A 425-nucleotide genomic window follows, 5' to 3' on the forward strand; every position below is an offset into this window, starting at 1 on the left:
TGCTAGTGATACCAGTGATGCCCGTGCTAAGATCAGAGATAGAGCTAAAAGCCCCGCCTCCAGCACCGGTAAAAGTGGTGGTTATTGCGCTAATTTCTGTTCCAAGAGTGGTGTTCACCGCAGTGGCTACATTGCCAAGTAGAGTTGCATTGGAGCTCAAGCCATTGGTTTGTCCGCTAACAGGTTTGAGCATACTCCCTAGGGTAACCACGCCCTCCATGCTTTGTAAAAAGGTGGAGCTATTCCCCTTAAAGATCTCCCCTGTAACATTGGCGATGGTGATATTGCCCGTAGGGGAGTCGATGTTAAAGAGGTCTTGACCTAAGGTATTAGCCTCTGTGGCGATTGTGCTGTAAGCGTTGATCATATTCCCAAAGGTGCTAGAAGCTGTTGTAGTGCTAATGGCGTTATTGCTCGTGGTAGCT

The 425-nt window shown here is 48.5% G+C and carries 1 protein-coding gene; it reads right to left on the reverse strand.

All coding sequences use genetic code 11. The features are described from left to right. Positions 1–425: hypothetical protein (locus EAO33_RS08930; protein WP_162982289.1), on the reverse strand; the 425-nt coding region annotated here is incomplete at both ends.

Origin of the sequence: Helicobacter labacensis (assembly GCF_003660285.1) — a bacterium.
Taxonomy (GTDB): Bacteria; Campylobacterota; Campylobacteria; order Campylobacterales; family Helicobacteraceae; genus Helicobacter; species Helicobacter labacensis.